The 8,709-nt window shown below is 74.6% G+C and carries 7 protein-coding genes; 4 read left to right on the forward strand and 3 right to left on the reverse strand.

The window, feature by feature from the left end:
- Positions 1-230: 230 nt before the first annotated feature.
- Positions 231-1,052, reverse strand: coding sequence for a hypothetical protein (locus AB0I76_RS16615; protein WP_357035628.1), 822 nt, complete (start codon positions 1,050-1,052; stop codon positions 231-233).
- Between the two features lie 147 nt (positions 1,053-1,199).
- On the opposite strand from AB0I76_RS16615, the gene AB0I76_RS16620 reads away from it, so the two are divergent.
- From AB0I76_RS16620 to AB0I76_RS16630, 3 genes are all read left to right on the forward strand, one after another.
- Positions 1,200-2,909 (forward strand): BTAD domain-containing putative transcriptional regulator, encoded by a 1,710-nt coding sequence (locus AB0I76_RS16620; RefSeq protein WP_357035632.1) that lies wholly within the window; start codon positions 1,200-1,202, stop codon positions 2,907-2,909.
- Between the two features lie 41 nt (positions 2,910-2,950).
- A complete protein-coding gene (locus tag AB0I76_RS16625) occupies positions 2,951-5,098 on the forward strand; it encodes a DEAD/DEAH box helicase (RefSeq protein ID WP_357035635.1) in 2,148 nt (715 codons plus the stop codon).
- A gap of 143 nt (positions 5,099-5,241) precedes the next feature.
- A complete protein-coding gene (locus AB0I76_RS16630; protein WP_357035638.1) occupies positions 5,242-6,177 on the forward strand; it encodes a hypothetical protein in 936 nt (311 codons plus the stop codon).
- 24 nt (positions 6,178-6,201) lie between these two features.
- On the opposite strand, the gene AB0I76_RS16635 is transcribed toward AB0I76_RS16630, so the two are convergent.
- A complete protein-coding gene (locus AB0I76_RS16635) occupies positions 6,202-6,618 on the reverse strand; it encodes a helix-turn-helix domain-containing protein (RefSeq protein ID WP_357035641.1) in 417 nt (138 codons plus the stop codon).
- Between the two features lie 255 nt (positions 6,619-6,873).
- Between AB0I76_RS16635 and AB0I76_RS16640 the strand changes: the two genes are divergently transcribed.
- Positions 6,874-7,275, forward strand: a complete 402-nt coding sequence (locus AB0I76_RS16640) for a hypothetical protein (RefSeq protein WP_357035644.1) — start codon at positions 6,874-6,876, stop codon at positions 7,273-7,275.
- Here AB0I76_RS16640 and AB0I76_RS16645 read toward each other — a convergent pair whose 3' ends face one another.
- Complete coding sequence (locus AB0I76_RS16645) at positions 7,276-8,418, reverse strand: SAM-dependent methyltransferase (protein ID WP_357035647.1); 1,143 nt, start codon at positions 8,416-8,418, stop codon at positions 7,276-7,278. It abuts the gene before it with no gap.
- Between the last annotated feature and the right edge of the window lie 291 nt (positions 8,419-8,709).

Genomic DNA, 8,709 nt, shown 5'->3' on the forward strand with positions numbered 1-8,709 from the left:
CCCGCAGGAAACCGCCTCCGGCGGCGGCGACAGCGCCGCACCGGTCAAGGTTGGCCTGGTGTACTCCCAGTCGGGAGCGCTGGCCAGTTACGGCACACCGGCGTGTCGCCCCGCCAACCTCATGATCGACGGGTTCGGCGTGGGGGGGCGGGGGGCCGGGGGGTGGGGGGCACCGGGGCGAGAGCCGCGGCCCCCCGTGTGGCCGCGGCTCCGTCGCTGTGCGTCGTGCGTCAGCCGTTCAACATCTCGTACGCCGAAGCCGGTGCGGCCTGCACGTCGTCGCCGGTCGGCGCGGTGATCTTCGGGGCCGTGCCGAAGTCGTAGTACTTGACGACGTACTTCGCGGCCTTCTTCTTGCCCGCCGCCGGGATGTCCAGGGTGAGTGTGGCCAGGTTCCCGTCCGGCCCGACCGTGGCGGTGAACGGCACCGCCTTGGCCTTGTCGGCGAGGGCGGCGAGGTCCAGGCCCTCCATCGCCTCGGCCACGGCCGGGTCGCCGGTCAGGTCGACCGTGCCGGTGTACGACCCGTCCGCCTGCTTCGCGACGCCGTCGGCGACGCCCAGGATGACGCCGGTGTTGCCCGGGTCGGCGCCCTCGTACCCGGGCACGCCCTCCGGGTCCTCGATCTTGGTCTCGTCCAGTTCCATCCACTTTTTCGGCAGCTTGAGCAGGGCGGCCAGCTCGTCGGCACCGTCGAAGTCGACCTTCATGAAGGAGCGCTCCTCGACGACCCGGAACGACAGCTTCATGGTGAAGCCCGCCTCCGCGTCCTTCTCCGTCACGGTCAGCTCCGTGCCCTTCGCGGCGGGGTCGACCAGCCCGGAGACGGCGGAGCCCGTCTCGTCCGTGCCGCTGAACCGGAACGTCGGGTCCTTCTCGTCGGGCACGGCGGCCAGCAGGTCCGTCTTCGGGTCCGGGCTCTTGGACGGTGACGCGGACGTCCCGCCCGTGTCGCCGCTGCACCCGGCCAGCAGGGTGGTGGCTGCCAGCACGGCGGTCGCGCCGGTGGCGACCCGCCGGAGCAGTCCAGCGGTGCCGATTCGCTGCGTCATGTCGCTTGTCTCTCTCTCACACGGGGCTTGATGCCGAGCCCGATCCTGACACGACCGCACCGCCGAACCACTGCCGCTATGCTGCCGTCCGACTGCCGTGCTCTGCCGTGGCGCACGCAGCGGGGGTGTCAGGAGCGGAAGAATCGCATGTCAGGGACGCTGCGCTTCGAGATCCTCGGGCCCCAGCGCGCCTGGTACGCCGACCGTGAGATCGACCTCGGTCCCGGGAAGCAGCGAGCCGTGCTGGCGGTGCTGCTGCTCTCCGCCGGGCGGCCGGTGACCACCGCGCAGATCGTCGACGCGGTGTGGCCGGAGGACCCACCGGCGAACGGCCCCAACGTGGTGCAGAAGCACGTCGCCGGGCTGCGCCGGGTGCTGGAGCCGGAGCGTTCCCCCCGCACGCCGGGTCAGGTGCTCACCCGGACCGACGCCGGCTACCTCCTGCGCGTGGACCCGGAGGAGGTCGACGCGGTCCGCTTCGAGCGGGGCGTACGCCGGGCCGAGCGGCACCGGGAGGCGGGCCGCACCGCCGAGGCGGCGGCCGAGCTGCGTACGGCGTTGGACCTGTGGCGCGGCGAGCCGTTCACCGGCTTCGGTGGGCCGTTCTTCGACGCCGCCCGGCAACGCTGTGTCGAGCTGCGGGCGACGGCGCTGGAGAGCTGGATCGACCTGGGGCTGGGTCAGGGGCGGCACCGGGAGCTGGTCGGGACGCTGGTCGAGCTGGTCGCCGAGTTCCCGGTGCGGGAGCCGCTGCGCCACCAGCTGATGCTGGCGCTGTTCCGCAGCGGCCGGCAGGCCGAGGCGCTCGCCGCGTACCGCGACGTCGACGAGCTGCTGCGCGAGGAGTACGGCCTGGAGCCGGGCGAAGAACTGCGGGAGCTGCACCGGCGCATCCTGCGTGCCGACCCGACCCTGCTGCTCCCCGCCGCCACGTCGCCGACGCCGACGGACGCTCAGCCGCCTCCCGTCCCCGTCCCGTCCCCCCGGCTGCCGGTACCGGCCCGGACGCCGCTGCCGGCCGTACCGTCCGCGGCGTCCCGGCCGGCGACCGTGCCGGTTCCCGACCCGCCGGCGGTCTTCGTACGCCCACCGGCCCGGGACGCGCGGCGGCGGACGCAGGCCCGGCGGGTGCCCCGCTGGGCCAGCGTGTCGGCGACGGTCGTGGGGACCCTGCTCGTCCTGGTGTCCCTGGGCTTCCTCACCTGGCTGGTGGTCCTCGCCCACGCGGCGTGGCGGCGGAGCTGGCTCCTCACGGTGGCCGGCGTCGGACACCTCGCCGTCCTGGCCGGCTTCGTCCGGTTGGTGGCCGGGATCGACCCCGACCCGGCCGTGGAGCTGACCGACGCCGAGTTTCTCGGGATCCTCGGATACCTGCTCGTCTGCTGGCCGGTGGGCGCGGTGCACGTGGTCCTGCTCAACCGGAGGGTCCGGGGCATCTTCACCGGCGGTGACCGGGCGGCCGAGGAACGCCGGATTCACCGGGAGCACGCGCGCTTCCTGCTCCACCACCACCCGGCGGCCCGTCACGAGCTGCGCATCGGCCGTCCCGACCTGCCCCGCACGTTCGACGACGGTGGGCTGATCGACGTCAACTCGGTGCCCGACGTGGTCCTCGCCCGCCTGCCCGGCCTGACCCCGGACCAGTGCCGGATGGTCGCGGCGGACCGCTGGCGGCGTGGCCCGTACGTCTCCGTGGAAGAGCTCGCGGGGCGCTGCCTGCTGCCGCCGACCTCGACCGAGCAGCTCCGCGACGTGCTCCTGTTCCTCCCGCGCAGCCCGTCGCCGCACCACCACGACGAGGACGGCGACGACGACCTGCCCCTCGGCAACCACCCCTTCCCGGCGGGACACTCATGATCGACAGTGGTGGTGTCGTCCAGCGCTGGTAGAAATGCCGGATGGGTGTGGATCGGACGGCGGTACGGGAGCGGGCCGAGGCGGTGCTGCGGCGGTTGGCCGGTGAGCACGCCCGGCTCCGCGAGGACCAGTGGCGGGCGATCGAGGCGCTGGTGGTCGACCGGCGCCGGGTGCTCTGCGTCCAGCGCACCGGCTGGGGCAAGTCCGCGGTCTACTTCGTCGCCACCGCGCTGCTGCGCGACCGCGACGTCGCCGGCCCGCCGCCGGACACCGGGCCGGTCGGCCCCACGGTGATCGTGTCGCCGCTGCTCGCGCTGATGCGCAACCAGGTCGAGTCGGCCGCCCGGGCGGGCATCCGCGCCCGCACGATCAACTCCGCCAACCTGGACGAGTGGGACGAGATCACCACCGAGATCCACGCCGGTGCGGTGGATGTGCTGCTGATCTCCCCGGAGCGGCTGAACAACCCGGACTTCCGGGACACGGTGCTGCCGCAGCTGGCCGCCACCACCGGTCTGCTGGTGGTCGACGAGGCGCACTGCGTCTCCGACTGGGGGCACGACTTCCGGCCGGACTACCGCCGGCTGCGTACCTTCCTCGGCAACCTGCCGGACGACACGCCGGTGCTGGCCACGACGGCCACCGCGAACGCCCGGGTCACCCAGGACGTCGCCGAGCAACTGGGCGACGCCCTCGTGCTGCGGGGCAGCCTGGACCGGGAGTCCCTGCGGCTGGGCGTGCTCGACCTGCCGAGCCCGGCGCACCGGCTGGCCTGGCTCGCCGACCATCTCGACGAGCTGCCCGGCTCCGGGATCGTCTACACGCTCACCGTGGCCGCGGCGGGGGAGGCCACCGAGTTCCTCCGTTCGCGGGGCTACCCGGTCGCGTCGTACACGGGGCAGGCCGAGGATGCCGACCGCCGCGCCGCCGAGCAGGACCTGCTGGACAACAAGATCAAGGCGCTGGTCGCGACGAGCGCGCTGGGGATGGGCTTCGACAAGCCCGACCTCGGCTTCGTGGTGCACCTGGGCGCGCCGCCGTCGCCGATCGCGTACTACCAGCAGGTCGGCCGCGCCGGTCGCGCCGTCGCCCACGCCGAGGTGCTGCTCCTGCCGGGGGTCGAGGACGCGGCGATCTGGCGCTACTTCGCCTCGCTGGCCTTCCCGCCGGAGGAGCAGGTCCGGGCCGTGCTCGCCGCCCTGCACACCGACCGGCCACTCTCCACCCAGGCCCTCGAACCGATCGTCGACCTGCGCCGCGCCCGGCTGGAGCTGATGCTCAAGGTCCTCGACGTGGACGGCGCGGTCCGCCGGGTGCGCGGTGGGTGGCTCGCCACCGGCGAGCCGTGGGCCTACGACGAGGTCCGGTTGCGCCGCGTCGCCGCCGCGCGCACCGCCGAGCAGCAGGCCATGCGGGAGTACGCGACCACGCCCGGCTGTCGGCTGCGCTACCTGCGCGAGTGCCTGGACGACACCGGGGCGGCCGACTGCGGGCGGTGCGACCGCTGCGCCGGCCCGCTCTTCCCGGCCGAGGTGTCCGACGCCGCGCTGACCGCCGCGCAGACCTTCCTGGGGCGGCCCGGTGTGGAGGTCGCGCCCAAGAAGCTGTGGCCGACCGGGTTGGACGCGGTCGGCGTTCCCCTGAAGGGCCGCATCCCCCCGACGGAGCAGGCGCTGCCCGGGCGGGCGGTGGGCCGCCTGTCGGACCTCGGCTGGGGTGGGCGGCTGCGCACCCTGGTCGGGCCGGAGGCGGCGGACGCGCCCGTGCCTGACGACGTGGCCGCCGCCGTGGTCGAGGTGCTAAAGGCGTGGGCGCACGGCGACGACCCGTGGCCGCGTCGTCCCGCCGGCGTGGTGGCGGTCGGGTCGCGGCGTCGACCCCGGCTGGTCGGGTCGCTCGCCGAGCGCATCGCCACGGTCGGTCGGCTGCCGTTGCTCGGTCACGTGGCCCCGGTGGGCCCGTCCGGCGCCGGGGGCGCGCGGGGCAACAGCGCCCAGCGGGTACGCGCGCTGCACGGTGCCTTCACCGTGCCCGACGAGGTCGCCGATGCCCTCGGCGGGCTGGCCGGGCCGGTGCTGCTCGTCGACGACCTGGTCGACTCGGGTTGGACCATGACGATGGTCGCCCGGGAACTGCGCCGGGCCGGTGCGCCGGACGTGCTGCCGCTCGCCCTCGCGGTCGCGGGCTGAGCGGGCCGGCGGCGTTCCGGCCGACCTGCCCGTTCCGTCGTCCGGCGGGGCGGGAAAGTTCCCGGCCGGGCCGGACTGCGACGGTCGCCACGCCGCGGCGCCGCCGGGCCGGAGCACCCGGGCCCGCCGGTAGCGTGGAGGCCATGACCGACCGGCAGCCCGCTGACCAGGTCTCCGCCGTGCCGGACCGGAGCACCCTGCGTCTGGCGCTGGTCGTCGGCGGGCTGGTGCTCGCCGTCCTGCTCGGTTTCGGCCTCGGCCGGATCAACGGTGGCCCGTCGGCCGCCGTCGGCGCGGCGAGCGTCCCGGGCGACCACAGCCACCCGGCCGGCACCGGTGCCCACGAGCACGGTGGCGGCCAGGGCGTGGCGGCGGAGACGCGGGGACTGTCGGTCAGCTCGGCGGGTTACACGCTGGCACCGGCCGGCGTGGAGTTCGCCCCCGGACGGCCGGGCGAGCTGCGGTTCCAGGTGCGGGACGCGCAGCGTCGGCCGGTCACCCGGTTCGCCGTCGTGCACGACAAGCCGATGCACCTCATCGTGGTCCGCCGCGACCTGACCGGCTACCAGCACCTGCACCCGACCATGGCGGCCGACGGCACCTGGTCGATGCCGCTGACCCTGGCGGAGCCCGGCGTGTGGCGGGCGTACGCGGACTTCACCGCCCTGGCCGACGACGGTCGGCAGACGGCCGCCACGCTCGGCGTGGACCTGGTCGTGCCCGGCGGGTACGCCCCCCGGCCGCTCCCGGCGGCGGCCACCTCCGCGACGGTCGACGGGTTCACCGTCGCCCGCCGGGGCGATCCGGCGGTCGGCGTGTCGGCGCCGCTCACCTTCCGGTTCACCGCGCCCGACGGCGGTGCGGCGGCCCTGGAGCGGCACCTCGGCGCGTACGGGCACCTCGTCGCGCTGCGCGAGGGGGATCTCGGCTACCTGCACGTCCACCCCGAGCCGGAACTGGTGGACGGTACGCCGACGTTCTGGGTGACCACGCCCGCCACCGGGCGGTACCGGCTCTACCTGGACTTCAAGGTCGGCGGAGTGGTGCGGACCGCCGAGTTCACCGTCGACGTGCCCTGAACGGGACGGGCCCGGTCGGGCGGCTCAGCCCACCCGGCGGATCGGCCGGCGGGCCAGGTAGCGCAGCAGATCGCGGATGTGGTGCTTCTCCTCGGCCGGCACGGTGGGGTCGGCGAGCCGTTGCAGGATCACCCGGACGTCGGCCTCGACCGGCCCGTCGTCGGCGCGGCGACGCGGCGCGGGACCGGCGTCGGGCAGACCGAGCGCGCGGAACGCGGCCGCGACCGGCAGGTCGAGCGCGGCGCAGAAGCCCCGCACCTTGGCGAGTTCCGGGTAGTCCTGCCAGTCGCCGGCGAGCCAGCGGAACACGGTGGAGCGACCGACCCCGGTGTGGGACGCCAGGTCGGTGACCGTCCAGCCGCGTTCCTCGCGGGCGTCGTCGATCGCGCGCCGCACGAAGCGTGCGAACGCCACCTGCGGCGATACCTCTGACGAAGCCATTCCAGCGGGTCGTCCCTCCCGACCGGCACCCGGTGGTGCGCATCGTCGAGGGTAGTACGGGGTATCACGGAAGCAACTGACTGATCGACCAGACCGTCCTGTCGGCGGGACCGGCCGGCGGATCAATGCCGCGAAGCGGCACGGGACCACTTGATCATTGTCATTCCTCAACTAAAATCGACGCTTCGTCACCCATCAAACACATTTTGACCGCGCCGGACCGCCGACGGGAACGGCCGGAGCACGAGGAGCAGCATGGCCGCCCCCGACCGTCCGATGCCGCACCGCCCGGGTGTGGTGAGTCTCTTCTTCGTGGCGAAGGCCGGTGTCTTCGCCGCCGGCTTCTGGATCTGGCTGGTCCTCCTGGCGGTTCGCGGCGACACCGCCACCGGCCTGCACCTGCTGGCCGCCACCGGCGCGATCACCACCACGCTCGTCGCCGTGGTGCTCGGTGCCCGGATGGCGCTGCAACGCAACGCGGCCGAGCGGCACGCCGAGTTCAAGCGCCTGCTCGTGGACATCTCCTGGAACGCCTTCGCCGCCGCCGGCAACGCCGAGAGCACCGGAAAGGTGGTGCCGTTCCCGTCCGTACCGTCGGACTCCGAGCGGCCGCTGACCGGCGGGCGCACGCGGAACAACGGGGATCGACGGCGCTGATCAGGCGGTCAGCAGCGCCTGCAGACGCGGGGTGATGCGCCACTGGTCGACCAGGGCCTCGTACTCGGCCCGCTGCGCGGGTGTCGGGTCCGCGCCGGTGCGTCGGGCCCGGATCAACAGGTTGCGGGGTGTGTGCCGCGAGTCGACGAACTCGACCACCTCGGCCCGGTAGCCGTGCAGCCGGAGCTGCCCGGCCCGCAGCGCGTCGGTGAGGACGTCCGCGAAGCGCTCGCGCAGGATGCCCTGCCGGGTCAGCAGCTCGTACGGCGCCGGGGCGGGTCGCGCCCGCAGTTGGGCCGCCACGTCGTGGTGGCAGCACGGTGCGGCCAGCACCCAGCGCGCCTGCCAGCGCACGGCCCGGGCCAGGGCCTCGTCGGTGGCCGTGTCGCAGGCGTGCAGCGCCAGCACCAGGTCGGGGGCGGGCTCGACGACCGCCTCGGCGATCGTGCCGGCCACGAAGCGCACCCGGTCGCCCCAGCCGAGGCGTTCGGCCAGCTCGGTGTTGCGCTGCCGCTGGTCCTCCCGGACGTCCACACCGACCAGCTCGACGTCGAGCCCACGCTGGGCCAGCCACCGGTACGCGGCGAACGTCAGGTACGCGTTGCCGCAGCCCAGATCCACCACCCGGAGCGGGCCGGTCAGCTCCTCGGGGAGGGTGGCCGCGAGGGCGCGCAGGAACGCGTCGACCTGCCGCCGTTTCGCCGCCGACCCGCCGATCTCCGTGAAGATCGGGTCGCCGGGATCGAGCAGCCAGTCCTTGGCGCGGTCGTGCCCGGTGGGCTCCGGCGCGGGACGGCTCACGGCGGCGCGGTGCACCTGCGCCTCGCCCGACTTGGTGACCCGGAGCTGGAGTGTGGCGTCGGCCGTCTCGACGTGCCAGTTGCCGAACGGCTCGGCCAGCAGCGCGTCCACGGCGGCGCCCGCCTCGGGACCGGGTGCGACGTTGCGGGTGTACGGCCGAGCGCCGTCGGAGGTGGAGATCTGCAGACGGGGACCGGCCTTGAGGGTGACCGGCCGCAGTTCGGCCCGGACCACCGAGGGGCGCTGTCCCCGCCGTCGCCCGGCACCCACCGCCCGTGTCAGCGCGGGATCGAGCAGCAACGCCCGCACCTCGGCCAGCGCGCCCTCCAACGACTCCGGCACCGCTCCACCCTCCTTGCTGGTCCGCGCACCCGTCACGCGAGCCGCGTGGTCGTCCCTGACAGCCCGTCCGCAGCGAACGTCCCCCGCTCCGGGACCGGGGCGGGGGACGTTCGTGGTCGGTCGATCAGTCGACGCTGGTCGCCTCGGCCGGCGTACCGGCGGCGGAGCCACCGCCACCACGACGGCGCCGGCGGCGGCGGGGCTTCGTGGCCTCGCCCTCGACGGCGGTCGGGGCGTCGCCGGCCTCAGCCGTGATCACCGCGGTCGGCTCGCCCGCGACCGTCTCGCCGG

It is taken from the genome of Micromonospora sp. NPDC049799 (assembly GCF_040656655.1).
Classification (GTDB): Bacteria; Actinomycetota; Actinomycetes; order Mycobacteriales; family Micromonosporaceae; genus Micromonospora.

Coding starts and splice junctions, on each gene's coding strand:
- AB0I76_RS16615 (WP_357035628.1), bottom strand. CDS start 1,052: ATGACGCAGCGAATCGGCACCGCTGGACTGCTCCGGCGGGTCGCCACC.
- AB0I76_RS16620 (WP_357035632.1), top strand. CDS start 1,200: ATGTCAGGGACGCTGCGCTTCGAGATCCTCGGGCCCCAGCGCGCCTGG.
- AB0I76_RS16630 (WP_357035638.1), top strand. CDS start 5,242: ATGACCGACCGGCAGCCCGCTGACCAGGTCTCCGCCGTGCCGGACCGG.
- AB0I76_RS16640 (WP_357035644.1), top strand. CDS start 6,874: ATGGCCGCCCCCGACCGTCCGATGCCGCACCGCCCGGGTGTGGTGAGT.
- AB0I76_RS16625 (WP_357035635.1), top strand. CDS start 2,951: ATGGGTGTGGATCGGACGGCGGTACGGGAGCGGGCCGAGGCGGTGCTG.
- AB0I76_RS16635 (WP_357035641.1), bottom strand. CDS start 6,618: ATGGCTTCGTCAGAGGTATCGCCGCAGGTGGCGTTCGCACGCTTCGTG.